The sequence below is a fragment of the Pseudomonas sp. 22085 genome, from assembly GCF_052045815.1.
Classification (GTDB): Bacteria; Pseudomonadota; Gammaproteobacteria; order Pseudomonadales; family Pseudomonadaceae; genus Aquipseudomonas; species Aquipseudomonas glycinae.
Map to the genome: position 1 here is coordinate 177,574 of NZ_JBQEQA010000005.1, position 22,900 is coordinate 200,473.

19 protein-coding genes and 1 pseudogene are annotated in these 22,900 nt (G+C 61.6%); 8 read left to right on the plus strand and 12 right to left on the minus strand.

Annotation, left to right across the window (positions count from 1 at the left end):
* Positions 1-268: 268 nt before the first annotated feature.
* Positions 269-2,230, plus strand: a complete 1,962-nt coding sequence (gene betT, locus ACTJK7_RS07600) for a choline transporter BetT (RefSeq protein WP_162831787.1) — start codon at positions 269-271, stop codon at positions 2,228-2,230.
* A gap of 24 nt (positions 2,231-2,254) precedes the next feature.
* Here betT and ACTJK7_RS07605 read toward each other — a convergent pair whose 3' ends face one another.
* The gene (locus ACTJK7_RS07605; protein ID WP_007952727.1) at positions 2,255-2,515 is read right to left on the minus strand and encodes a hypothetical protein; all 261 of its coding nucleotides are present in this window, start codon (positions 2,513-2,515) and stop codon (positions 2,255-2,257) included.
* Between the two features lie 253 nt (positions 2,516-2,768).
* Between ACTJK7_RS07605 and ACTJK7_RS07610 the strand changes: the two are divergent.
* Positions 2,769-3,032: pseudogene (locus ACTJK7_RS07610) on the plus strand (type II toxin-antitoxin system HicB family antitoxin); the annotation flags it as partial.
* A 38-nt stretch (positions 3,033-3,070) separates the two neighbouring features.
* On the opposite strand, the gene ACTJK7_RS07615 reads toward ACTJK7_RS07610, so the two are convergent.
* Positions 3,071-4,108 (minus strand): LacI family DNA-binding transcriptional regulator, encoded by a 1,038-nt coding sequence (locus ACTJK7_RS07615; RefSeq protein ID WP_108559081.1) that lies wholly within the window; start codon positions 4,106-4,108, stop codon positions 3,071-3,073.
* Positions 4,109-4,314: 206 nt separating this feature from the next.
* Between ACTJK7_RS07615 and ACTJK7_RS07620 the strand changes: the two genes are divergently transcribed.
* The 3 genes from ACTJK7_RS07620 to mgrA are packed head-to-tail and all read left to right on the plus strand — an operon-like array spanning position 4,315 to position 8,938.
* Positions 4,315-6,540: a TonB-dependent receptor gene (locus ACTJK7_RS07620; protein ID WP_108559083.1), complete on the plus strand. Its 2,226-nt coding sequence runs from the start codon at positions 4,315-4,317 to the stop codon at positions 6,538-6,540.
* 1 nt (position 6,541) lies between these two features.
* Complete coding sequence (locus tag ACTJK7_RS07625) at positions 6,542-7,861, plus strand: LLM class flavin-dependent oxidoreductase (RefSeq protein WP_108559085.1); 1,320 nt, start codon at positions 6,542-6,544, stop codon at positions 7,859-7,861.
* 39 nt (positions 7,862-7,900) lie between these two features.
* Positions 7,901-8,938: an L-glyceraldehyde 3-phosphate reductase gene (gene mgrA, locus ACTJK7_RS07630; protein ID WP_011331956.1), complete on the plus strand. Its 1,038-nt coding sequence runs from the start codon at positions 7,901-7,903 to the stop codon at positions 8,936-8,938.
* 131 nt (positions 8,939-9,069) lie between these two features.
* Here mgrA and tauD read toward each other — a convergent pair whose 3' ends face one another.
* From tauD to ACTJK7_RS07665, 7 genes are all read right to left on the minus strand, one after another.
* Complete coding sequence (gene tauD / locus ACTJK7_RS07635; protein WP_323150588.1) at positions 9,070-9,912, minus strand: taurine dioxygenase; 843 nt, start codon at positions 9,910-9,912, stop codon at positions 9,070-9,072.
* A gap of 57 nt (positions 9,913-9,969) precedes the next feature.
* Complete coding sequence (gene tauC, locus ACTJK7_RS07640; protein ID WP_064382739.1) at positions 9,970-10,809, minus strand: taurine ABC transporter permease TauC; 840 nt, start codon at positions 10,807-10,809, stop codon at positions 9,970-9,972.
* Entirely contained in the window at positions 10,806-11,600 is a 795-nt protein-coding gene (tauB, locus tag ACTJK7_RS07645; protein ID WP_440780473.1) for a taurine ABC transporter ATP-binding subunit, read from the minus strand. The genes tauC and tauB overlap by 4 nt, the downstream gene beginning before the upstream one ends.
* A gap of 16 nt (positions 11,601-11,616) precedes the next feature.
* Entirely contained in the window at positions 11,617-12,594 is a 978-nt protein-coding gene (tauA, locus tag ACTJK7_RS07650; RefSeq protein WP_323150589.1) for a taurine ABC transporter substrate-binding protein, read from the minus strand.
* A 341-nt stretch (positions 12,595-12,935) separates the two neighbouring features.
* Positions 12,936-14,519: a glutamate--cysteine ligase gene (gshA, locus tag ACTJK7_RS07655; protein ID WP_440780475.1), complete on the minus strand. Its 1,584-nt coding sequence runs from the start codon at positions 14,517-14,519 to the stop codon at positions 12,936-12,938.
* A gap of 300 nt (positions 14,520-14,819) precedes the next feature.
* A complete protein-coding gene (locus ACTJK7_RS07660; protein ID WP_007952699.1) occupies positions 14,820-15,203 on the minus strand; it encodes a PaaI family thioesterase in 384 nt (127 codons plus the stop codon).
* The gene (locus ACTJK7_RS07665; protein WP_440780476.1) at positions 15,203-17,527 is read right to left on the minus strand and encodes a Tex family protein; all 2,325 of its coding nucleotides are present in this window, start codon (positions 17,525-17,527) and stop codon (positions 15,203-15,205) included. The genes ACTJK7_RS07660 and ACTJK7_RS07665 overlap by 1 nt, the downstream gene beginning before the upstream one ends.
* Positions 17,528-17,886: 359 nt before the next feature.
* Here ACTJK7_RS07665 and ompR point away from each other — a divergent pair, with 359 nt between their 5' ends.
* A complete protein-coding gene (ompR, locus tag ACTJK7_RS07670) occupies positions 17,887-18,627 on the plus strand; it encodes an osmolarity response regulator transcription factor OmpR (RefSeq protein WP_108559095.1) in 741 nt (246 codons plus the stop codon).
* Between the two features lie 114 nt (positions 18,628-18,741).
* Positions 18,742-20,055, plus strand: coding sequence for an ATP-binding protein (locus ACTJK7_RS07675; RefSeq protein WP_007952691.1), 1,314 nt, complete (start codon positions 18,742-18,744; stop codon positions 20,053-20,055).
* An 84-nt stretch (positions 20,056-20,139) separates the two neighbouring features.
* On the opposite strand, the gene rimK is transcribed toward ACTJK7_RS07675, so the two are convergent.
* Genes rimK through rimA form a run of 3 tightly spaced genes read right to left on the minus strand, consistent with a single transcriptional unit; the run spans position 20,140 to position 22,317 of the window.
* The gene (gene rimK / locus ACTJK7_RS07680; RefSeq protein WP_007949201.1) at positions 20,140-21,045 is read right to left on the minus strand and encodes a 30S ribosomal protein S6--L-glutamate ligase; all 906 of its coding nucleotides are present in this window, start codon (positions 21,043-21,045) and stop codon (positions 20,140-20,142) included.
* Entirely contained in the window at positions 21,042-21,521 is a 480-nt protein-coding gene (gene rimB, locus ACTJK7_RS07685) for a retropepsin-like aspartic endopeptidase RimB (protein ID WP_011331964.1), read from the minus strand. Before rimB ends, rimK begins: the two co-directional genes overlap by 4 nt.
* A gap of 16 nt (positions 21,522-21,537) precedes the next feature.
* A complete protein-coding gene (rimA, locus tag ACTJK7_RS07690) occupies positions 21,538-22,317 on the minus strand; it encodes a S6 modification regulatory phosphodiesterase RimA (RefSeq protein ID WP_323150591.1) in 780 nt (259 codons plus the stop codon).
* Between the two features lie 116 nt (positions 22,318-22,433).
* On the opposite strand from rimA, the gene ACTJK7_RS07695 reads away from it, so the two are divergent.
* Positions 22,434-22,841, plus strand: coding sequence for an RNA-binding S4 domain-containing protein (locus ACTJK7_RS07695; RefSeq protein ID WP_011331966.1), 408 nt, complete (start codon positions 22,434-22,436; stop codon positions 22,839-22,841).
* Positions 22,842-22,900 lie beyond the last annotated feature (59 nt).

The window sequence follows — 22,900 nt, forward strand, 5'->3', positions numbered from 1 at the left end:
ACGATCAGTTGGGAACGATCATCCTCGCCACAGCGTCATAACCCCTCTTGAGCTAGCGTACGAAAGGTACCGCTGAGCCCTGCGATTAGTCCTGAGCGTACTATCCATGTTTAACTTGAACGTTCATTCAAGTTAAACCGGCGGTTCGCTGCCCGCTCACAACAGGAGGCTTGCCTTTGCTGAGTCCGATCATTTCAGCCATTTTCCAACCCCTTGAGGTGCACCGTTCATGAGTGCATCGTCCACCCCCGCCAGCGGTCTGGTACGCATGAATCCGCCGGTGTTCTGGTTCGCCGCGACGGTGATCCTGCTGTTCGGCCTGACGGTCATCGCCATGCCGGAACAGGCCGGCGCCTGGCTTCTCGAAGCGCAAAACTGGGCGGCCAACACGGTCGGCTGGTACTACATGCTCGCGATGACCCTGTATCTGGTCTTCGTGGTGGTCACCGCGTTATCGGGCTACGGCAAGATCAAACTCGGTGCCGACCACGACGAACCCGAATTCAGTTACCTGTCCTGGGCCGGCATGCTGTTCGCCGCCGGGATCAGCATCACGCTGTTTTTCTTCTGTGTGTCCGAACCGCTGACCCATATGCTCCAGCCGCCGCAAGGCGAGGCCGGCACGGCGGAGGCGGCGCGTCAGGCGATGCAGATTCTGTTTCTGCACTGGGGCCTGCACGGCTGGGGCGTGTTCGCCTTTGTCGGCATGGCGCTGGCGTATTTCGCCTACCGGCATAACCTGCCGCTGGCCCTGCGTTCGGCGCTGTATCCGCTGATCGGCAAACGCATCAACGGCCCCATCGGCTACGCAGTGGACGGCTTCGGCATTATCGCCACGGTGTTCGGCCTCGGTGCGGACATGGGCTTCGGTGTGCTCCATCTCAACTCCGGTCTGGACTACCTGTTCGGCATCGCCCACACCCAGTGGATTCAGGTCGGCCTGATCACGCTGATGATGGGCGCAGCGATCATCGTCGCCGTCTCCGGTGTGGATAAAGGCGTGCGGGTCATGTCCGACATCAACATGCTGCTGGCCTGTGCGCTGCTGCTGTTCGTGTTGTTCGCCGGCCCCACCCAGCATTTGCTCAATACCCTGATCCAGAACCTGGGCGACTACCTCGGCGCGTTGCCGATGAAGAGTTTCGACCTCTACGCCTACGACAAACCGAGCGACTGGCTCGGCGGCTGGACGGTGTTCTACTGGGCCTGGTGGATTGCATGGTCGCCGTTTGTGGGCCTGTTCATCGCACGGATTTCCCGTGGCCGGACCATCCGCGAATTCGTCTTCGGCGTGCTGCTGATTCCGCTCGGTTTCACCCTGGCGTGGATGTCGATCTTCGGCAACAGCGCCATCGACCAGGTGCTCAATCACGGTATGTCGGCGCTGGGTATGTCGGCCCTCGACAACCCGTCGATGACCCTCTACCTGCTGCTGGAAACCTATCCGTGGAGCAAGACTGTCATCGCGGTGACGGTGTTCATCAGCTTCGTGTTCTTCGTCACCTCCGCCGACTCCGGCACCGTGGTGCTCTCGACCCTGTCGGCGAAGGGCGGCAACCCGGATGAAGATGGGCCGAAATGGCTGCGGGTGTTCTGGGGCGCGATGACCGCGCTGGTGACCAGTGCGCTGCTGTTCTCCGGCAGCATCGATGCGTTGAAGTCGGCGGTGGTGCTGACCTCGCTGCCGTTCTCGCTGATTCTGCTGCTGATGATGTGGGGCCTGCACAAGGCGTTCTATCTGGAGTCGCAGAAGCAGATCGCGCAACTGCATTCGCTGGCGCCGGTGTCCGGTTCACGGCGTGGCAAGGGCGGCTGGCGCCAGCGCCTGAGCCAGGCTGTGCACTTCCCGTCGCGGGACGAGGTGTACCGCTTCATGGACACCACGGTGAAGCCGGCCATCGAAGAAGTGACGGCCGTGTTCGCCGAGAAAGGCCTGAACGTGGTCACCCAACCGGATCCGGCGCACGACAGCGTCAGCCTGGAAATCGGTCACGGCGAGCAGCATCCGTTCATCTACCAGGTGCAGATGCGCGGCTACTTCACGCCGTCGTTCGCCCGTGGCGGCATGGGCTCCAAGCAGCTCAACAATCGCCGCTACTACCGCGCTGAAGTGCACTTGAGCGAGGGCAGTCAGGACTACGATCTGGTCGGTTACACCAAAGAGCAGATCATCAACGACATCCTCGACCAGTACGAACGGCACATGCAGTTCCTGCATCTGGTGCGTTGATCGGGGCAGGGCGCCGAGACGGCTTCAGGTCTCGGCGCTCAGCACCATGAACAACACCATCGCCGCCAGCGGCACGCCATACACGGCGCTGCCGATCGCAATCTCCGAACCCAACGGCTGCCCGGCGTGGACCACGCCGACCGCACCATTGATCACCGTCAACGCCAGCCACAACGCCGCGAAACCATAGGCCAGCGTCTGCCGACTGAAACCGATGCGCTCGCCGATGTAAAACATCAATGCCAGCAGGATCAGGCCGAAGAAGATGATGATTGCGGTGTGCATGGTGGGTTTCGCCTGGTGGGTTCGTTTACCTGTGATTCGTCCAGCTCGGTGTCCTTTTAGAGCATAGCCAAACCAGCCCATTCTTTTCGTATCTCTCCGCCGGCTGACCATGACGCTCTGTCTATGTCATCCAGACTGCGAGCTGCATCAGATCTTCACGTAACGATCGATTTCAAGATGTGTAATTTAGCTTTCTGATTGGTGGTTACACCTATAGTGCGCTGCATCTACGGGTGTACAGGAAGGGGCTCTAATGAAATTCCCGGTCGTTCTGCATAAGGATTCCGACTCAGACTACGGAGTGATCGTCCCCGACATTCCGGGTTGTTACTCGGCAGGCGGTACAGCCGCTGAAGCTATCAGCAACATTCAAGAAGCACTGGCATTGCACTTTGCGGGACTGGTCGCGGATCGCGAGTCGTTGCCGCAGGTGCGGGATATTGGTGCTCATCTCGACAACCCGGAATACGCCGGAGGCGTTTGGGATGTAGTCGAGTTTGATATCACCCCATATTTTTCGATCTGACTCCCATGCCGTTAGAGCGAGTCTCTGGGTCAGGTACTTTCCCGCTCAATGACCGTGCATTGCAGCAGATTCAACCGCTGCACCTCATCACTCGGCAGCACGCCCAGACTTTCCAGCACCCGGGTTGCCGCCAATACGCCAATCTCCAGCGCGGGAGGTTTGATCGTGCTCAGGCTCGGCAGCAGCATCTCGGCGAACGGGTAGTCGCCGAAGCCGAGGACGGCGCAGTCTTCGGGGATCTTTAGGCCGGCGCGTTGTCCGGCGAGCAGGCCGCCGGCGGCGAGGTTGTCGTTGGCGAAGATGATGGCGTCCGGGCGCGGTGAGGCGTTCATCAGTGCTTCCATCGCTTGCTTGCCGGCCTCAAACGGGGCGCGATCGGCGGCGGGTGCGAATACCCAGGGTTCAAGTCCTAACTCACGCACGGTCGCCGCATAACCGTCGCGGCGTTCCAGTGCGCTGAAGTCGCCGGGGGCGCTGTTCTGCACGAAGGCGATTCGCCGGTAGCCTTTGCCGTGCAAATAACGAGCGGCACTGACCCCCACTTCAAAGTGCGAAAAACCGATCTGCATCGGCTCGCGATCCGGTTGGTAATCCCAGGTTTCGATCACCGGAATATCCGCTTCGGCGAGCATCTTTTCCGTGCCCGGACTGTGGAAGTGACTGGTCACCACCAGCGCCGCCGGCGACCAGCCGAGGAACGCCCGCACGGCGTTTTCTTCCTGCTCGGTGCTGAAGTAACTCGATGCCAGCATCAGCTGATAACCGTGACGGCTGAGGGTGTCGCTGAAGCCATGAATGGTGTTGGCAAAGATCGGCCCGGAAATATTCGGGATCACCATGCCGACGATTTTCCCCCGTGCAGAGGCGAGTCCGCCGGCCACCAGGTTCGGCACATAACCCAGTTCGGCGACTACCGCCGCGATCCGTTCGCGGCGTTCGGGCGAGACCTGTTCCGGCTGGTTGAAGTAGCGCGATACGGTAATCGCCGAAACACCGGCCTGGCGCGCCACCGCGTTGAGGGTCACGCGACCGGCGCCACGGCGTTTGCGGGGCTTTTCTTCGCTCAAGGCTCGATCCTTCTTAAAAACCAAAACGCATATAAAAGTAATTTTTCAGTATTGGACGGTCTATGTCCGGCTTGCCGATACTGGGGATGTTAGCGCTAACAAAGCGCGTTGTCTGCTACTCGCTCGAGCGAATGCCCAAGACACCGAGACAGGCGCTGTCGTCGCAGAACGGCAGCGGTTCAGGGCAACTTTCCGAGCGGGCAAACATGCACAACATTCCTGGGGCGACACACAAACTGGCGCAATCGATCCGCGCTGCGGGCTGGCTACTCACCGGGCTGGCCGCGCTGCCGCTGCCTTCCGCGTTCGCCGCCGACAGCACCGATCAGGAGCCGACACTCAAGTCCGTCACGGTCACCGCCACCCGCCGCGAAGAGTCGCTGCAAAAGGTCCCGGTGGCGGTGTCGGTGATCGACGGCGAGCAGTTGGAACGCGACAACCGCAACAGCGTGGCGAGCATCGTCCAGCAAGTGCCGTCGCTGAATTTCCGCACCGGCGCATCGAACAAGGACACCTCGTTGTTCGTGCGTGGCGTGGGGACGATTTCCACCTCGCCAGGTGTGGAGCCGACCGTGGCCACGGTGATCGATGGCGTGGTCTATGCCCGTCCCGGCCAGTCCACTCTTGACCTGCTGGACCTGGAACGCGTCGAAGTTCTGCGCGGCCCGCAAGGCACGCTGTTCGGCAAGAACGCTTCGGCCGGCGTGCTGAACATCACCAGCAAGGCGCCGACCGCCGAGACCCACGGCTACATCGATCAGTCGTACTACAGCGGCAACGAAAGCCGCACCCGTTTCGGCATCGGCGGCAGTCTGATTCCGGACACGCTCAAGGGCTCGATCAGCACCTTGTTCGGCACGTACGACGGCAACGTCGACAACCAGCACAACGGTCAGGAGGTCAACGGCTATAACCATCGTGGCGTGCGCGGCAAACTGGAATTCACTCCGAACGACGACATCACCTTCACCCTGATCGCCGACTACATGCAGTCCCACGATGACGGCCCCAACGGCGTCGTGACCAAGGCTCTGACCCCGGCCTTCGCGAACGCGTTGAGCCCGGTCGGCGCCACCAGCCACAACCGCGACATCAACACCGACACCCGCTCCCACGTCGAGGACACCAACAAGGGCCTGTCCGGCCAGCTCGATTGGCAACTGGGGGATTACACCCTGACCTCGATTACCGCGTGGCGCGGCTGGGACAACACTCAGTATCAGGATGGCGACCGCCTCGGCACGGTGACGGCTGCGTTCCCCGGCACGGCGGACAAGGGCGATCTGGCCTTCGATCAGTACTCGCAAGAGCTGCGGCTGGCGTCGCCGAAAGGCGAGTTCCTCGAATACGTCGGCGGCCTGTTCTACATGCACGGCAAGGACGAGGAAACCTATCAGCGCACCCTGACGACCACCACGCGCACTGATCGCGGCGTCGCCGATTACAGCACCACCAGCGACAGCTACGCGGTGTTCGGCGAGAGCACGCTGAATTTCACCTCGGACTTTCGTGGCATCGCCGGCCTGCGCTACACCCACGACGATCTGGAATACGATCACCGTCGCGTCTCCACGTCCGCCACCACGGTCAGCGGCATTCAACCGGCCACCCGCAGTTCCGGTTCGGTGGACGAGGACGGCTGGTCCGGCCGGCTCGGTTTGCAGTACGACCTGAGCGATACCGTCACCACCTACCTGACTTACTCGCGCGGCTACAAAGGCCCGGCCTACAACGTGTTCTTCAACATGCAGCCGCGCGATACCGAAGCGCTGAAACCGGAAACCTCCAACACCTGGGAGGCGGGGATCAAAGCCTCGTCCTGGAACAATCGCCTGACCACCAACCTCGCGGTTTTCCACAGCGACTACGACAACTACCAGGCGAACTTTTTCGACACCGTCGCCGGGCAAGTCGTAACGCGCCTGATCAACGCCGGCAGCGTCAGCACCGAGGGTGTGGAACTTGATTTCGCCCTGCAGGCGACCCAGCAACTGAAGTTCTCCGGCGCGCTGGCCTACACCCGCGCCCGCATCGACGAGTTCGCCTGCCCGGCGGGCGCGGCGGCGTCGTGCAACGTCAACGGCAAACCGCTGCCGTTCAGCCCGGACTGGAAAAGCTACGTGCGGGCCGACTACACCATCCCGCTGGATAACGGCCTGGATATCGAACTCGGCACCGATTACAGCTGGCAGAGCGAAGTGCAGTACGACATCAGCCAGAACGCCGACACCAAACAGGGCGCCTACGGCCTTTGGAATGCCAGCGTGGCCCTGGCCGATTACACCAACGGCTGGCGCGTGGCGTTGCTCGGCAAGAACCTCTCCGACAAGTCGTATTCGCCGCTGCTCGCCAGCGGTGGCAACTACATCTACCGCGCTGTGCCTCGCGACGACGAGCGCTACTTCGGCGTGCAACTGCGCAAGGACTTCTGAGATGAGCCGACAGCTGAAACTTGGCGCGTTTCTCATGGCCACCGGGCACCACGTTGCCGCGTGGCGTCATCCGGACGTACCGGCCAACGCCGGACTGGATTTCGCCCATTACAAACGCTTGGCGCAGATTGCCGAGGCGGCGAAGTTCGACACCTTGTTCGTCGCCGACAGCGTCGCCGCCCCGACCCAGGACATCGCCAGCCGCATGGCCCGTTCGGATCACTTCGAACCGCTGACGTTGCTCTCGGCGTTGAGCGCAGTGACCGAGCACATCGGCCTGATCGCCACCGCCACCACCAGTTACAACGAGCCGTACCACGTGGCGCGCAAGTTCGCTTCGCTCGATCACCTGTCGGGCGGGCGAGCGGGGTGGAATCTGGTGACCTCGGACAACGCCGCCGAAGCGCAGAATTTTGGCCGCGACGAACACATCGGCCATGCCGAACGCTACAGCCGCGCCCGGGAATTTCATCAGGTGGTCACGGGTCTCTGGGACAGTTGGCAGGACGATGCTTTCCTCCGCGACAAAGCCAGCGGCGCGTATTACGACCCGGAAAAGCTGCATGTGCTGAATCACGTTGGCGAGCACTTCCGGGTCAAAGGCCCGCTGAATGTCGCGCGTTCGCCACAGGGGCAGCCAGTGATCGTGCAGGCCGGCTCGTCGGAAACCGGGCGTGAACTGGCGGCGCAGACGGCCGAAGTGGTGTTCACCGCGCAGACCTCACTGGCCAGCGCTCAGGCGTTTTACGCCGACCTCAAGGGACGCTTGCCGAAGTACGGACGCAGTGCCGATTCGCTGAAAATCATGCCCGGCGTGTTTGTCGTGGTCGGGCAGACGGAAGCCAAAGCGCAGGAAAAATATGAAACGTTTCAGCAATTGGTCGAACCCGAGGTGGGCATCGCCCTGCTTGGGCGTATGCTGGGCAACTTCGATCTGTCGAAGTACCCGCTGGACGGGCCGCTGCCGGAATTGCCGCTGACTGACAGCGGCCAGCAAAGTCGACAGAAACTGCTGACCGAACTGGCCGGCCGCGAGCATCTGACCCTGGCCGAACTGGGCCGCAGAATCGCTGGCGGTCGCGGGCATTACAGCGTCGTCGGCACTCCGGCGCAGATTGCCGACCGTTTGCAGGAATGGTTCGAGCAGGGCGCGGCGGACGGTTTCAACGTGCTGGTGCCGCACCTGCCCGGCGGGCTCGAAGACTTCGCCAATGGCGTGGTCCCGGAACTGCAACGGCGTGGGCTGTTCAGAACCGAATACGAGGGCCGGACCTTGCGCCAGAACCTTGGCCTCGCCCGGCCCGGCAACAGATTTGCGTAGCAATCGACACCTGATTCAAGACCGACAAGAGAGGATTCGATGACTTACACCGCTGCCGAAAACCGCTATGACTCCATCCCTTACCGCCGCGTCGGACGCAGCGGTCTGGTGCTGCCGGCGCTGTCGCTGGGCCTGTGGCACAACTTTGGCGACAGCACGCCGATCGACACCCAGCGCTCGTTGCTGCGCACGGCGTTCGACCTGGGCATCAACCACTTCGACCTGGCCAACAACTATGGCCCGCCCTACGGCAGCGCCGAGATCAACTTCGGCCGTCTGCTGCGCGAAGACTTCAAGCAGTACCGCGATGAACTGATCATCTCCAGCAAGGCCGGTTGGGACATGTGGCCCGGCCCTTACGGCCAGGGCGGCGGTTCGCGCAAATACGTGCTGGCCAGCCTCGACCAGAGCCTGCAACGCCTCGGTCTGGACTATGTGGATATCTTCTATTCGCACCGCTTCGACCCGGACACCCCGCTGGAAGAAACCGCCAGCGCCCTTGCCACGGCGGTGCAGCAGGGCAAGGCGCTGTACATCGGCATCTCGTCGTACTCCGGGGTGAAAACCCGCGAAATCGCCGCGTTGCTCAAAGAGTGGAAAGTGCCGCTGCTGATCCACCAACCGGCCTACAACCTGCTCAACCGCTGGGTGGAAAAGGACCTGCTCGACACCACTGACGAACTCGGCACCGGCGTGATTGCGTTCACCCCGCTGGCGCAAGGCCTGCTGACCGACAAGTACCTCAACGGCGTGCCGGCGGATGCGCGGGTCAACCGTCCGGGCGGTGGTTCGTTGCAGGCTTCGCACTTGTCCGAGGCCAACATCGCTCACGTTCGGGCGCTGAACGAGATCGCCAAGCGTCGCGGGCAGAGCCTGGCGCAATTGGCATTGGCGTGGACACTGCGGGATCCGCGGGTGACTTCGGCGCTGATTGGCGCGAGCCGGCCGGAGCAGATTGTCGAGAACGTTGGGGCGTTGAAGAATTTGAGCTTCAGTGCGGAGGAACTGGCAGAGATTGACCGGTTTGCCCAGGAAGGTGGGATCAATCTTTGGGAGAAGCCTTCGACAGCAGAATAACGACACACAGATCGTTCCCACGCTCCGCGTGGGAATTCAGCCCGGGACGCTCCGCGTCCCCTGCCAAGCCGAACGCGGAGCGTCCGTAGAGGCGTTCCCACGCAGAGCGTGGGAACGATCAACGTAAAGGCTCAACGAAAAAACGGCACATCCCCCAACACCGTAGCCCGCTGCATCACCCGCCGCGCCGGACGGTAATCATCCACGGCGTAATGCTGCGTCACGCGGTTGTCCCAGAACGCAATGTCGTCCTTCTGCCAGCGCCAGCGAATGGTGAATTCAGGCCGCGTTGCATGCGCGAACAGAAACTTCAACACCGCTTCGCTCTCGGTCTCCGACAGCTCATTGATCTTCGACGTGAACCCTTCGTTGACGAACAGCGAACGCCGTCCGCTCACCGGGTGCGTGCGAATCACCGGATGCGACAGCGGTGGATTCTTGCGCCGCGCCTCTTCCCACTGCGCCAGTGCCTGCGGCGTGTTGCCATAGCGCTCCAGCGGAAACGAGCGGGTGAAGTCGTGAGTCGCGGTCAGCCCTTCGAGCAGCGCTTTCATCGGCGCCGAGAGCGCTTCGTACGCAGCGATCCCGCTGGCCCACAACGTGTCGCCACCAAACTCCGGCAACAGCTTGGCGCTGAGCACCGCACCCATGGCCGGGGTCGGCAGGAAGGTCACGTCGGTGTGCCAGATCGCGTTGTCGCGCACGTCGGTGACGGCGGTGTCGAGGATCAGCACTTCCGGCTGTTCCGGCACGTTCGGGTAGATCGGATGAATGTGCAGGTCGCCGAAGCAGGCGGCGAAACGCGCCTGTTGCGAAGGTTCGATCGGCTGATTGCGGAAGAACAGCACCTGGTATTTGAGCAGCGCCTGCTCGATGGCGTCGCGCTGTTCCAGGTTCAGCGGCTGGCTGATGTCGACGCCGCTGATCTGTGCGCCGAGGGCCGAGCTTAACGGGGTGATGTTCAGGCTGCTCATGGTGGTTCTCTTCAATTCCGGGGCCCCGAAACTGTCGGGGTAGTCAGTGCTGAAAAATCAGTGGGCCTGGCCGTGCCACGGCACCAGTTTGCGTTGCAGGGCGCGCAGGCCCATCTCCATCGCGAAGGCGATCAGGGCGATGACCAGAATCCCCAGCACCACCACATCGGTGACCAGGAACTGCGCAGCCGACTGCACCATGAAGCCCAGGCCGCTGGTGGCCGCGATCAGTTCGGCGGCGACCAGGGTCGACCAGCCGACACCGAGGCCAATGCGCACACCGGTCAGAATGTCCGGCAGGGCGCTTGGCAAAATCACATGGCGGATCAGTTGCGCGCGGGTGGCGCCCAGCGACTGTGCGGCGCGCAATTTGGCCGGGTCGACGGTGCGCACGCCGGTGGCGGTGGCAATCGCGATCGGGGCGAAAATCGCCAGATAGATCAGCAGCACTTTCGACAACTCGCCGATGCCGCACCAGATCACGATCAGCGGTAGATAAGCCAGTGGCGGAATCGGCCGGTAGAACTCGATCAGCGGATCGAGCACGCCACGGGCGATGCGGTTGGCGCCGATGGCAATGCCCACCGGCACTGCGGTCAAAATCGCAAAACCAAGGCCCAGACCGATGCGGCTCAGGCTCGCGCCCAAGTGCTGCCACAACGTCGAATCCATGTAGCCCGTGGTCGCCAGCAACCAGCCTTTTTGCAGTACGGCGGACGGTGGCGGCAGGAACAGCGGCTCGATCAGGCCAGTGGCCGTCACGGCCCACCAGATCACCAGCAACGCGAACAGGGTCAGCAGGCTGATCCAGCGGGTGCTGAGGCTGCGGCGCACGGGAATCACCACCGACGTGGCGGCGGGTTTCACGGCGGTGGCGGAAACGTCGTAACTGCTCATGCGCGCTCCTGCCGCTGAACGGCGCTGCGTTGCGAGAACACTTTGGCAAGCACGTGTTCGCGGGTTTCGATAAAACGCGGGTCGGATTTGATGGTTCGTGCCGACTCACCGGCGGCGTAGCGCTGGCCGAAGTCGAGGTGCAGGCGCTCGACGATCTGCCCCGGATTCGGCGCCAGCAGAATCAGGTCAGTGGCGAGGAACACCGCTTCTTCAATGCCGTGGGTAATCAGGAACACCGGCTTGGCGGTGCGTTGCCAGACTTGCAGCAACAGCTCCTGCATCTGTTCGCGGGTGAAAGCATCCAGGGCGCCGAAGGGCTCGTCCATCAGCAACACACGCGGGTCCGCCGCGAGGGCGCGGGCCAGGCCGACACGTTGCTTCTGGCCGCCGGAAAGCTGCCAGATGCGACGGTGTTCAAAACCGGAAAGATCGACCAGCGCGAGCATTTCCCGGGCGCGCTGTTCGCGTTTGTCCTTGGCCACACCGGCCAGTTCCAGACCGAAAGCCACGTTGGCCAGCACGTCCTGCCAGGGCAGCAGGGCGTCGTCCTGGAACACCACGCCGCGTTCGGCGCTCGGGCCTTTGACCGGCACGTTGTCGAGGGTGATGCGGCCGGCGCTCGGTTCGACGAAACCGGCAATCAGGTTCAACAGCGAAGTCTTGCCACTGCCGGACGGGCCGAGGGCCACCAGCAATTGCTGAGGGCCGAGGGTCAGGGAAATGTCGGACAGTACCGGTTCCGGGCTGCCGGGATACTGTGCGCTGATGCGCTCCAGCTGTAGCAAGGCCATCGCGATTAACTCCCGATCAGTTGGTGATGTACTTGGCGCTGACGTACGGCGCGTAGTCCGGCAGTACCGCTTCGACCTTGCCTTGCTCCTTGAGGAACGCAGCGGTGTCGGTGATGGCCTTGGTGGTCGGTGCACCGAGGTCACTGACCTGATCCGCCGCCAGCGGGTAGACGTTGCCTTGCAGAAGCAATGGGATGTCGCTGGCCTTGGCGCCCGAAAGCTTCACCAGCTTGTCGACGTTGCTCTGGTTGGCCAGCCAGGCTTTCGGATCCTTGCGGTAGTCGGCGTAGGCGTCGAGGGTGACCTTGGCGAATGCGGTGACGATTTCCGGGTGTTTCTCGGCGAAGTCCTTGCGCACGATCCAGGCGTCGAAGGTCGGCGCGCCGAACTTGGCCAGTTCACCGGATGTGATCAGCACTTTGCCGTTTTCCTTGGCCACACCCAGCGCCGGATCCCAAACGTAGGTAGCGTCGATGTCACCGCGTTTCCACGCAGCAATGATCGCTGGCGGGGCGAGGTTGATGACGGTGACTTTCGATGGATCGATGTTCCAGTGCTTCAGCGCGGCCAGCAGGCTGTAGTGACCGGTGGACACGAACGGCACGGCGATTTTCTTGCCGACCAGATCCTGCGGCGTCTTGATGCCGGAGCCGTCGCGGGCGACCAGTGCTTCGGCGGCGCCGATCTGAGTGGCGATGAGGAAGGTTTCCACCGGGACTTTGCGGGTGATCGCAGCGGTCAGCGGGCTGGAACCGAGGTAACCGATCTGCACGTCACCGGAAGCGATGGCGGCAATGATGTCGGCACCGTTATCGAATTTGCGCCAGTTGATGTCGGCCTTGGTGGCTTTTTCATAGGCGCCGTCGGCCTGGGCGACTTTCGCCGGGTCAACGGTGGTCTGGTAGGCGACGGTGAGGTCGGCGGCCTGAGCCAGGAAACTTGCAGCAGCCAGAGAGGCCACGGCCAGCAGGCGAAGCGGGAAATTCAGTTTCATTCAAGAGCTCCATATCAGGCGACCGAGCGTCGGCGTGAAAGGAGACTAAATGATCTAAGAATCTAAAAATAAATAACTTTTTAGAATGAGCTTATGAGCGGAAAAATCTAAGCCGGGGGTATTTGATAGTTCCCACGCTCTGCGTGGGAATTCAGCTTGTGACGCGGAGCGTCACTGGGACGCAGAGCGTCCCTTGAGGCTTTTTTTGATCGTTCCCACGCTCTGCGTGGGAATGCAGCTCGTGACGCTCCGCGTCACTTGGACGCGGAGCGTCCATTGAGGCGTTACCACGCAGACGGTTCGACGCCTCGACGTGGGAACGATCAAAGAACCTTCTGATGTCAGTTGCTGATCGCCAAAATGCTCGCCTGATACGACCCGACAAACACGTCGAAATCGCCCACCTCGTTCTGCTCAAGCTCAGCCTGTTGGGCCAGCGAAGACCGCGCCAGTTCTTCAAACTTCGCCTGTTCTTCAGCCGCCAACGGCTCTCTGCGGAAGAACTCGGCGTGAGCCTGACTCTGGCGCAGGGAGAATTGCGCGAAGCTTTCCTTGTGCGTGGCCATGGCTGCCAACACCTGGGCCGAAGGCGTCAGGGACGAATCCTTGACCTTGGCCAGTTGCGCATCGAGCGCCTTGCTGTGGGCATCGCCGCCGTGGCTTTGATCCAGCAGCGCTGCCAGCGGAGCGATTTTTTCCAGCAGCTCGGCGGCCCATTCCTTCAGCTCGACCGGTTGGCCGTCGCGCTGCAATTGCAGGCCCGGACGGCGGCCTTCCTTGACCACGCTGAGGAAGTTGGAGGTGGCGTTGCCGCAGGAGTTGTTGGTCAGCAGCGGGCTTTCGTTCAGCGCGCAGTACAGCAGGAACGCGTCGAGGAAGCGCGACTCGGTGAGGTCGATGCCCATCGGCAGGAACGGGTTGATGTCCAGGCAGCGCACTTCGACGTACTGAATGCCACGGGCCATCAAGGCCTGGATCGGCCGCTCGCCGGTATAGGTCACGCGTTTCGGGCGGATGTTCGAGTAGTACTCGTTTTCGATCTGCAGGATGTTGGTGTTCAGTTGCACCCACTCGCCATCCTGGTGCGTGCCGACTTCGACGTACGGCGCGTACGGCGTGGCCACCGCTTTGCGCAGGCTGTCGGTGTAGCTCGCCAGGTCGTTGTAGCAAGGGGTCAGTCCGGCCTGGGCGTTGCTCTGGTAACCGAGGTCGCTCATGCGCAGGCTGGTGGCGTAGGGCAGGTACAGGGTGTCCAGATCCAGCTGTTCCAGCTGATGCGCACGACCGCGCAGGAAACCGGCGTCCAGTGCCGGCGAGGCACCGAACAGGTACATCAGCAACCAGCTGTAGCGCCGGAAGTTGCGGATCAGCGCAATATAGGACGACGACTGGAAATCCCGGTCGGTGCCGACGAAGCCTTCGGCTTCTTTCAGCAGCGGCCAGAGTTTTTCCGGCAGGGAGAAGTTGTAGTGAATCCCGGCGATGCACTGCATGGTCTTGCCGTAACGCAGTGCCAGGCCCTTGCGGTAGACGTACTTGAGCTGACCGATGTTGGAGGTGCCGTAATAGGCGATCGGGATGTCTTCCTCGGCCGGCAACGGGCACGGCATCGATGGACTCCACAGGTACTCGTTGCCGAGCTTGCTGTAGGCGAAGCGATGAATCTTGTCCAGGCTCGCCAGGGTATCGGCAGGGTCTGGCAGGGCGGGCGTGATGAACTCCAGCAGCGACTCGGAATAGTCGGTGGTGATCTGTTCGTTGGTCAGCGCGGAACCCAGGGCTTCAGGGTGCGGCGTTTGGGCCAGGCGGCCTTCGCCGGTCACCCGCAGGCATTCACGTTCGATACCGTGAAGGCACTGCTCAAGCAGAGAGAGGTTAGCGCGCTCGCCGAGCAGAGCCAGGCGGCGGTTGAGAAGTTCGCTCAATTTGGATTCCTTCACGCGTCAGTCGCCCCAATATGGGGGTGGGCAGGACGGTCTACAAGGGTGAAGTTGAAACTGGCGTTTTCGCCTGGTTTTTCGGGCTCTGAAGCCCCCGTTGAAACGCCAACTTCACTCCCTGAATCTGGCCGATGCACGCGAAGATTACGCGGTTCCTGTGGGAGCGGGCTTGCCCGCGAAGGCGTCGTGTCANGACACTCCCTCTTCGCGGGCAAGCCCGCTCCCACAGAAAAGCTCGACGCTGCGATCACAGCGCCGAAATTAACTCAAAATGATGAACAACATCTACAGGACAGCGAACGTGCCTTGCGCTTTTGCGACCAGTTTGTCGCCCTGCATCACGTCGGCTTCGACCACCAGCGTGCGCCGGCCCGGGTGGATCACCCGCGCCGTGCACATCACCTCGCCTTCGGAGACGGCTCGGATGTAGTTGATCTTGCACTCGATGGTCGCGCTCTGCTGGTCGAAGCCGTGGGTGCTGGAACAGGCCAGCCCCATGGCGATATCCACCAGACTGAACAACGCGCCACCGTGCAGCTTGCCGCCGCGGTTGCGCAGTTCGGGTTCCAGCGCCAGGGCGACTTGCGCCACCCCGGTTTCCAGACTGTGCAGGCGGCAGCCCAACAGTTTGAAAAACGCGCTCTCGACGAGCCCGGCCGGAATATCCATCAGCGTTTCTTCAACTGTTTTGCGTTGGCAAACAGCGACGCCATCGCGTTATTCACCGGAGCCGCCGGGGTGCTTTCCTTGCGCGGAGCCGAACCCTGCGACTGGCGTGGTGCCGAGCCCGGACGCGAGCCCCGGGCACCGTCGATCTTCTCGCCCGGGGTGTCGCTCATGCGCATCGACAGGCCGACGCGTTTGCGCGGGATGTCGACTTCCATGACCTTCACTTTCACCACGTCACCAGCCTTCACCGCTTCGCGCGGATCCTTGATGAATTTCTCCGACAGCGCCGAAATATGCACCAGACCGTCCTGATGCACGCCGATGTCGACGAACGCACCGAACGCGGTCACGTTGGTCACCACGCCTTCGAGAATCATCCCCAGTTGCAGGTCCTTCAGGTCCTCGACGCCTTCCTGGAACTCGGCGGTCTTGAACTCCGGACGCGGGTCTCGGCCCGGTTTTTCCAGCTCTTGCAGGATGTCGGTAACGGTTGGCAGACCGAAGGTCTCGTCGGTGAATTTCTTCGGATCCAGACGCTTGAGGAACGCGGCGTCGCCGATCAGCGAGCGGATGTCGCGGTCGGTTTCAGCGGCAATGCGCTGCACCAGCGGATAGGCTTCCGGGTGAACGGCCGAGGAATCCAGTGGGTTGTCGCCGTTCATCACACGCAGGAAGCCGGCGGCCTGTTCGAAGGTTTTCTCGCCCAGACGCGCGACTTTCTTCAGCGCAGCACGAGTCTTGAACGCGCCGTGCTCGTCACGGTGAGCCACGATGTTTTGCGCCAGGGTCGCGTTGAGGCCGGAGATCCGCGCCAGCAGCGCCACGGAGGCAGTGTTCACGTCCACGCCCACGGCGTTCACGCAGTCCTCGACCACGGCGTCCAGACCGCGCGCCAGTTTCAGCTGCGACACGTCGTGCTGGTACTGACCGACACCGATGGATTTTGGATCGATCTTCACCAGCTCGGCCAGTGGATCCTGCAGACGACGGGCGATCGAGACCGCGCCACGGATCGATACGTCCAGATCCGGGAATTCCTTGGCTGCCAGTTCCGATGCCGAATACACCGATGCGCCGGCTTCGGAGACCATGACCTTGGTCATTTTCATCGCTGGATATTTTTTGATCAGTTCGATCGCCAGCTTGTCGGTCTCACGGCTGGCGGTGCCGTTGCCGATGGCGATCAGGTCGACCGAGTGTTTGGCGCACAGGGCGGCCAGAATGGCGATGGTCTGATCCCATTTGTTGTGCGGCACGTGCGGGTAAACCGTGGCGTGATCCAGCAGCTTGCCGGTGGAGTCGACCACCGCAACCTTGCAGCCGGTGCGCAGGCCCGGGTCGAGGCCCAGAGTCGCGCGCGGGCCGGCCGGGGCGGCCAGCAGCAGGTCGTGCAGGTTGTGGGCGAACACGTTGATCGCTTCGGTTTCGGCGCCGTCGCGCAGCTCGCCGAGCAAGTCGGTTTCCAGGTGGGTGTAGAGCTTGACCTTCCAGGTCCAGCGCACCACTTCACTCAGCCACTTGTCGGCCGGACGGTTCTGGTTCTGGATGCCGACGTGCTGGCCGATCATGCCTTCGCACGGGTGCAGGGTGCCCGGCAGCTCGTCGCCGACTTTCAGCGCGGAGCTGAGAATGCCTTCATTGCGGCCACGGAAAATTGCCAGCGCGCGGTGCGACGGCATGCTTTTCAGTGGTTCGTCGTGTTCGAAGTAGTCGCGGAATTTCGCGCCTTCCTCTTCCTTGCCGGCGATCACGCGGGCACTGAGGGTGGCTTCCTGTTTCAGGTAGGTGCGCAGTTTTTCCAGCAGGTTGGCGTCTTCGGCGAAGCGCTCCATGAGGATGTACTTGGCGCCTTCCAGCGCTGCCTTGACGTCGGCCACGCCTTTTTCAGCGTCGACGAAACGCGCGGCTTCGGTTTCCGGGGTCAGCGTCGGGTCGTTGAACAGACCGTCGGCCAGTTCGCCGAGGCCGGCTTCCAGGGCGATCTGGCCCTTGGTGCGGCGCTTCTGCTTGTACGGCAGGTACAAGTCTTCGAGGCGGGTCTTGGTGTCGGCGAGTTTGATTTCGCGCTCCAGCTCAGGGGTGAGTTTGCCCTGCTCCTGAATGCTGGAAAGAATGCTGATGCGCCGTTCGTCGAGTTCTCGCAGGTAGCGCAGACGCTCTTCCAGATGACGCAGTTGGGTGTCATCGAGGCTGCCGGTCACTTCTTTCCGGTAACGGGCGATGAAGGGAACGGTAGAGCCTTCATCGAGTAGCGCGACGGCCGCTTCGACCTGTTGTGGGCGTACGCCGAGTTCCTCGGCGATGCGGCTGTTGATGCTGTCCATAAAACCACCTGACAAATTGTGAAAGCAGACTCGCAGGCGCGTAAATAAAGGCCCGGAGTCTGGTGGGGCGGCTTGATGCTGGCCGCTGCCTGGGTCAAAGGCATCCCATTGACCCGTGAAATCGAACAATTACTGCCGTGACCCGGAAAATAAAGGACGGCCACCTGCGGTAACGATTCAGACGTTGCCTGACACAAAAGGCCGCGCATTATAACCAGCGTTCTGTCATTCGGGGGCGACACAGTCTGTAGGCTCAAGCCCCGGTTTTCTGGCAGTGAAGGAAAAATCTGCTAACAATGCACACGGTGCGTATAACGGCAGCTACGCCATAATGCGCGCCGAGCTAAAAGGAGTATCCAATGAGCAGCACTGCACAAACTGCTGAAGGCGAAAAAATTCTCATCGTTGACGACGATCCGGGGCTGAGCAGCCTGCTGGAACGCTTTTTCGTCAGCAAGGGCTACCGTGCCCGCGCCGTACCGAATACCGAGCAGATGGATCGTCTGCTGTCGCGTGAAGTCTTCAACCTGGTCGTCCTCGACCTGATGCTGCCGGGCGAAGACGGCCTGACCGCTTGCCGCCGCCTGCGTGGCGCGAACAATCAGATTCCGATCATCATGCTCACCGCCAAGGGCGACGAGCTGAGCCGTATCAAGGGCCTGGAACTGGGCGCCGACGACTACCTGGCCAAGCCATTCAACCCGGACGAGCTGCTGGCACGCGTCAAAGCCGTGCTGCGCCGTCAGGCTGCACCGGTGCCGGGCGCGCCGGGCAGTGAAGAAGAAAACGTCACGTTCGGCGACTACGTGCTGTCCCTGGCTACCCGCGAACTCAAACGCGGCGACGAAGTGCACATGCTCACCACCGGCGAGTTTGCTGTACTCAATGCTCTGGTGATGAACGCCCGTAAGCCGCTGACCCGCGACAAGCTGATGAACCTGGCCCGTGGCCGTGAGTGGGATGCCCTGGAGCGTTCCATCGACGTGCAGATCTCCCGTCTGCGCCGGATGATCGAACCCGATCCGTCCAAGCCGCGCTACATTCAGACTGTCTGGGGTGTCGGCTACGTGTTCGTGCCGGATGGCAACTCCACCAAGTGATGGGTGATTTGTAGGAGCGGGTCTGCGGGAAACGGTAGGAAACGCCGTCCGCGCAGACTCGCAATCCGCAATATGCGAGCATTGCTCGCTCCTGCAAGTGTGTAGCGGTTATCCATGAAAACCCCCGTCTGGTTTCCCCAAAGTTTCTTCTCGCGCACCCTGTGGCTGGTGCTGATCGTCGTATTGTTTTCCAAGGCATTGACCCTGGTTTATCTGTTGATGAACGAGGACGTGCTGGTGGATCGCCAATACAGCCACGGCGTCGCCCTGACGCTGCGTGCCTACTGGGCCGCCGACGAAGAGAACCGCGCGAAAATCGCCGATGCCGCGACCCTGATCCGGGTGGTCGGCGCTGGTGTGCCGGAAGGCGAACAGCACTGGCCTTACAGCGAAATCTACCAGCGGCAGATGCAGGCGGAGCTGGGTGCCGACACCGAAGTGCGCTTGCGCATGCACTCGCCGCCGGCCTTGTGGGTTCGTGCCCCGAGCCTCGGTGATGGCTGGCTGAAAGTGCCACTGTATCCACACCCGTTGCGTGGCCAGAAAATCTGGAACGTGCTCGGCTGGTTCCTGGCGATCGGCTTGCTGTCCACGGCGTCCGCCTGGATTTTCGTCAGCCAGCTCAACCAACCACTGAAGCGTCTGGTCTACGCCGCCCGGCAACTCGGCCAGGGCCGCAGCGTGCGCCTGCCGATCAGTGACACCCCCAGCGAGATGGCCGAAGTTTATCGCGCGTTCAACCAGATGGCCGAAGACGTCGAGCAGGCCGGTCGCGAGCGTGAGCTGATGCTGGCCGGGGTATCCCACGACTTGCGTACACCGCTCACCCGTCTGCGGCTATCACTGGAGTTGATGGGCGACCGCACCGACCTGACCGATGACATGGTGCGCGACATCGAAGACATGGACGCAATCCTCGATCAGTTCCTCGCGTTCATTCGCGATGGGCGGGACGAATCGGTGGAAGAGGTGGACCTCAGCGATCTGGTGCGTGAAGTGGCGGCGCCCTATAACCAGACCGAAGAGAAAGTGCGCCTGCGCCTGGAGCCGATCCAACCGTTTCCGTTGCGTCGGGTGTCGATGAAGCGTCTGCTGAACAACCTGATTGGCAACGCGTTGAATCATGCCGGCGGCAGCGTGGACGTCGCGGCTTACGTGTCCGGTGATACCAGCGCCCCGTACGTGGTGTTGAGCGTGATGGATCGTGGGGCAGGGATCGATCCTTCCGAGCTTGAGGCGATCTTCAACCCGTTCACCCGTGGCGATCGTGCGCGGGGCGGGAAGGGCACCGGGCTGGGCCTGGCGATCGTCAAGCGGATTGCGTCGATGCACGGCGGCAATGTCGAGCTGCGCAACCGATCCGGTGGCGGGCTGGAAGCGCGGGTGCGGTTGCCGCTGGGATTGATGCTGCCAAGAGATGCCGTTTAACGGCAGCCTCAAGCGGCAAGTTTCAAGCTACAAGCAAAAGCGGCTTTTACTCGCCACTTGCAGCTTGTAGCTCGCCGCTGTTTTTTATCCCTTGCCTTTTGTGCGGGTCATGTTCGGCCCGCCATTCTTCTCGAGATGCTCGATGATGATCCCCGCCACGTTCTTGCCCGTGGTGGTTTCGATCCCTTCCAGACCCGGTGACGAGTTCACTTCCATCACCAGCGGGCCGTGGTTGGAACGCAAAATATCCACGCCCGCCACCGCCAAGCCCATGACCTTGGCTGCACGCAACGCAGTCATGCGCTCTTCCGGGGTGATCTTGATCAGGCTGGCGCTGCCGCCCCGGTGCAGGTTGGAGCGGAACTCGCCAGGCTTGGCCTGACGCTTCATCGCCGCGATCACCTTGTCGCCGACCACGAAGCAGCGGATGTCGGCGCCGCCGGCTTCCTTGATGTATTCCTGCACCATGATGTTCTGCTTCAGGCCCATGAACGCCTCGATCACCGACTCCGCCGCCGTCGCGGTTTCGCACAGCACCACGCCGATACCCTGAGTACCTTCCAGCACCTTGATCACCAGCGGCGCGCCGTTGACCATGTCGATCAGGTCGGGAATGTCGTCCGGCGAGTGGGCGAACCCGGTCACCGGCAAACCGATGCCCCGGCGTGACAGCAGTTGCAATGAACGCAGCTTGTCCCGCGAGCGGGCGATGGCCACCGATTCGTTGAGCGGGAACACCCCCATCATTTCGAACTGGCGCAATACCGCGCAGCCATAAAACGTCACCGACGCGCCGATTCGTGGAATCACTGCGTCGAAACCCTCCAGCGGCTTGCCACGGTAATGGATCTGCGGCTTGTGGCTGGCAATGTTCATATAGGCGCGCAAGGTGTCGATCACCACCATTTCATGCCCGCGTTCGGTTCCGGCTTCGACCAGACGGCGGGTGGAATACAGACGCGGGTTCCGCGACAGCACAGCGATCTTCATGCAACACCTGTGGAGGAGGTAGATACCGGGAACACCGGCTTGTCTTGTACATATTTGATGCCCGGATTGACCACCAGCTGGCCGTCGATCAAGGCTTTGGAACCGAGCAACAGGCGATAGCGCATGGACTTGCGGCAAGCGAGGGTGAACTCGATCGGCCAGACCCGGTCACCCAGGGCCAGGGTAGTGCTGATCACGTAGCGCACCTGGGCCTGGCCGTTCGAACTCTTGATGGTCTTGCGGGCAACCAGCGGCGCTTCGCATCGCCGATGGCGCAACTGCACGACAGTGCCCAGGTGCGCGGTGAAACGCACCCACTTCTCGCCGTCGCGTTCGAACGGCTCGATGTCGGTGGCATGCAGGCTGGAGGTGCTGGCGCCGGTGTCGATTTTTGCCCGAAGGCCGGCGACTCCCAGATCCGGAAGCGCCACCCACTCGCGCAGACCGATAACGGTCAAATGGTCAAATGTCTTCAATGGAAAAAACCAACGATTAACGCGTCCACGCTTCAGGGGACACCTGGGCTAACGCTTTGAATGCGGGTCTGGCGAACCAGTAACCCTGCATCAGAAATATTCCGCAGTCCGCCAGGAAATCCCGTTCACCGGCACTCTCTATGCCTTCGGCGATGACTGTAACGTCCAACTCCGCACAGATTGTGACAATCCCCCGAACGATAGCCTGACGAATACGATCGCGGTCGATATCGCGGATCAGCGCCATGTCGAGTTTGATCAGGTCTGGTTGGAAATCGGCCAGCAGATTGAGCCCCGAGTAGCCGGCACCGAAATCGTCGATGGCCGTCTTGAAGCCGAATTCGCGGTATTCACGCAGAATATTGGTCAAATGGCGATAGTTATCTACGTGCTCGCTTTCCAGTGTTTCGAAAATCAGCCGGTCGACCGGGAAATTGTGTTTTTTTGCTGCTTCCAGCGTGCTCCGTATGCACAGCTCTGGACGATAGACGGCGTTGGGCATGAAGTTGATCGACAAGTGTGTCTGCATATTAAGCTCGGCTGCGCCTTCGATGGCGCGAGTCCGGCAGAGCTGGTCGAAACGGTAGCGGTTATCTTCTGTAACTTGATCCAGCACGGTTAACGCGCCTTCACCGGCCGTACCACGGACCAGTGCCTCGTAGGCGTACACCGACTCGTCACGCAGATCCACGATGGGCTGATAGGCGAAGGAAAAATCGAAGCCCAGCGGCTCGCTTTGCTGGCAGCCGTGGCACCCGGATTGGGGCGAGGTCAATGAAGACGGAAATTTGGTCACTCGATCACTCCATGCCGTTGAACCGGCGAAGATCACAGTTTATCTGGAGGGCCGAGTTCTTGCGCCCGACAGAATCGGTAGTACAGTTCCGACTACTGGCTGAACGAGGAATTCATATGGCACAAAAAAGCGAAGAGGACGACAAGGTCCGTCTCGACAAGTGGTTGTGGGCCGCGCGTTTTTTCAAGACTCGCGCCTTGGCCAAAGCCGCCATCGAGAGTGGCAAGGTGCATTGTCGGGGAGAGCGCTGCAAGCCTGGCAAAGAACCACGCATTGGCGATGAATTCGAGATTCGCGCCGGCTTCGACGAGAAGACCGTTGTGGTTCAGGCCCTGTCGATCGTGCGTCGCGGCGCACCTGAGGCGCAGACGCTGTACGCCGAGACCGAGGCCAGCATTGCCAAACGTGAAGCGGCTGCGGCGATGCGCAAGGCGGGCGCCTTGGGCGTGACCACCGACGGCAAACCGAGCAAGAAGCAGCGCCGGGATCTGTTTAAATTTCGTGGGAACAGTAGCGGCGAATAAAAAAACGCAGCCTGCCGGCCTGGGTTCAAGACCCGCCGGCGGCTGCGTTTTTTATCCAG

Excerpts from the sequence above, each read along its gene's own strand:
- betT (WP_162831787.1), top strand. The coding sequence starts at position 269 with ATGAATCCGCCGGTGTTCTGGTTCGCCGCGACGGTGATCCTGCTGTTC.
- ACTJK7_RS07605 (WP_007952727.1), bottom strand. The coding sequence starts at position 2,515 with ATGCACACCGCAATCATCATCTTCTTCGGCCTGATCCTGCTGGCATTG.
- ACTJK7_RS07620 (WP_108559083.1), top strand. The coding sequence starts at position 4,315 with ATGCACAACATTCCTGGGGCGACACACAAACTGGCGCAATCGATCCGC.
- ACTJK7_RS07625 (WP_108559085.1), top strand. The coding sequence starts at position 6,542 with ATGAGCCGACAGCTGAAACTTGGCGCGTTTCTCATGGCCACCGGGCAC.
- mgrA (WP_011331956.1), top strand. The coding sequence starts at position 7,901 with ATGACTTACACCGCTGCCGAAAACCGCTATGACTCCATCCCTTACCGC.
- tauD (WP_323150588.1), bottom strand. The coding sequence starts at position 9,912 with ATGAGCAGCCTGAACATCACCCCGTTAAGCTCGGCCCTCGGCGCACAG.
- tauC (WP_064382739.1), bottom strand. The coding sequence starts at position 10,809 with ATGAGCAGTTACGACGTTTCCGCCACCGCCGTGAAACCCGCCGCCACG.
- tauB (WP_440780473.1), bottom strand. The coding sequence starts at position 11,600 with ATGGCCTTGCTACAGCTGGAGCGCATCAGCGCACAGTATCCCGGCAGC.
- tauA (WP_323150589.1), bottom strand. The coding sequence starts at position 12,594 with ATGAAACTGAATTTCCCGCTTCGCCTGCTGGCCGTGGCCTCTCTGGCT.
- ACTJK7_RS07660 (WP_007952699.1), bottom strand. The coding sequence starts at position 15,203 with ATGGATATTCCGGCCGGGCTCGTCGAGAGCGCGTTTTTCAAACTGTTG.
- ACTJK7_RS07665 (WP_440780476.1), bottom strand. The coding sequence starts at position 17,527 with ATGGACAGCATCAACAGCCGCATCGCCGAGGAACTCGGCGTACGCCCA.
- ompR (WP_108559095.1), top strand. The coding sequence starts at position 17,887 with ATGAGCAGCACTGCACAAACTGCTGAAGGCGAAAAAATTCTCATCGTT.
- ACTJK7_RS07675 (WP_007952691.1), top strand. The coding sequence starts at position 18,742 with ATGAAAACCCCCGTCTGGTTTCCCCAAAGTTTCTTCTCGCGCACCCTG.
- rimK (WP_007949201.1), bottom strand. The coding sequence starts at position 21,045 with ATGAAGATCGCTGTGCTGTCGCGGAACCCGCGTCTGTATTCCACCCGC.
- ACTJK7_RS07695 (WP_011331966.1), top strand. The coding sequence starts at position 22,434 with ATGGCACAAAAAAGCGAAGAGGACGACAAGGTCCGTCTCGACAAGTGG.